We start from the raw sequence: 1,474 nt of genomic DNA on the forward strand, positions 1-1,474 counted from the left end.
TTATGTATGTTCTATCACAAGTATATCTAAAAAAAGACTGTAAACAAAGTTTTTCACTACTTTGTCTACAGTCTGGAGCGATAAAATATCGCTCTTCTTTTTTTATTCTCCCTCTTCTTTCTAAATTGAGATTGTGCTACAATGAATGAAGTGTGAAAAGATGGAACTTCAATCAAGTTTTTAACATCTTCGATCCGATTATTTCTGGAGGTGTATGAGATGAGCAACCATAATATTTCCTTTCATAGAAAAAGTCCGGAAGAGTTGCTGAAACAAATTGAAAAACTAAAGCGAGGAAAGCTGAAAATTTATATTGGTTCAGCACCAGGTGTAGGCAAAACTTACCGTATGTTAACAGAAGCTCATGAACTGCAAAAGGAAAATATTGATGTTGTTATTGGACTGGTTGAAACACATGGTCGAAAAGGAACTGCAGCGCTTATTCCGGGACTTGAACAGCTTCCACTTCGCGAAGTCACCTACAATGGGAAAATTTATAACGATTTAGATGTAGATGCCATTATCGAACGCAATCCGGAAGTAGTGATTATCGATGAATTGGCGCATTCAAATATGCCTGGTTCATTCAATGAAAAGCGCTATCAAGATGTTCAAAAAATCCTTGAACACCGCATTAACGTAATCACAGCTGTCAATATCCAACATTTAGAGAGCCTTCGCGGCGTAGTTAGAGAACTTACAGGGGTTTCGGTTCGTGAACGGATTCCTGATAGTATTCTTGATGCGGCTGATGAAGTGATTTTGATTGATGTTACGGCTGAAACTTTACAAAAACGATTAAAAGAAGGGAAAATCTATCAAGAAGATAAAATTGAACAATCCCTTGAAAATTTCTTTACCACAAAAAATTTATCAGCACTCCGCGAAATTGCCCTTCGTGAAGTAGCAGATGATGTTGATGATAAAGCTGATAAAAAAGCAGCGCGCTTACGAGCAGCAATGATGAACGAAAAAATTCTCGTTTGTATTAAAAATGACGCGAATGCAGAAAAACTTATTCGTCGTGGCTTTCGAATTGCCGATCGATTGCGAAGTGAACTTTTTATCTTAACTGCAATTGATAAAGACCTATCGGAACTACCAGAACAGACGCAAAAAGAATATAAAGAATGGCAAGAACTTGCTGAACAATTCCATGCCCACTTTTTAGTAGAACCGATTCAAGAACGCAAGATTTCGCAAGTTATTACGGATGTAGCTAATCAAAAACACATTACACAAATCATTTTAGGTCAGTCCGTTAAGTCACGTGTCGAAGAACTTGCCAAGGGATCTATTGTTAATGCTATCATGCGGCAAACAGACGGTGTTGACATTCATATCGTTGCTAATTCTAGAAAAAGTTAAAAAAGGAGAGAAAAACAATTGTTTTTCTCTCCTTTCAGACTGTCGAAAAACGCCCATCCCTCCATGAGAAAGAAGAGGGATGGGCGTTTTTTTCTATAAAAATGGA

General features: G+C 37.3%; 1 protein-coding gene. It reads left to right on the forward strand.

Annotated elements, in window-relative coordinates; translation table 11 throughout:
- Nucleotides 1-219 precede the first annotated feature (219 nt).
- Nucleotides 220-1,368: a KdpD-like non-kinase potassium sensor gene (gene kdpDN, locus HCK02_RS13760; protein WP_167630665.1), complete on the forward strand. Its 1,149-nt coding sequence runs from the start codon at nt 220-222 to the stop codon at nt 1,366-1,368.
- Nucleotides 1,369-1,474: the final 106 nt, after the last annotated feature.

The sequence above is a fragment of the Listeria valentina genome (genome assembly GCF_011800755.1).
Lineage (GTDB): Bacteria > Bacillota > Bacilli > Lactobacillales > Listeriaceae > Listeria > Listeria valentina.

Bases quoted from the DNA above. Each gene is read 5' to 3' on its own strand.
- kdpDN (WP_167630665.1), top strand. From the start codon at position 220: ATGAGCAACCATAATATTTCCTTTCATAGAAAAAGTCCGGAAGAGTTG.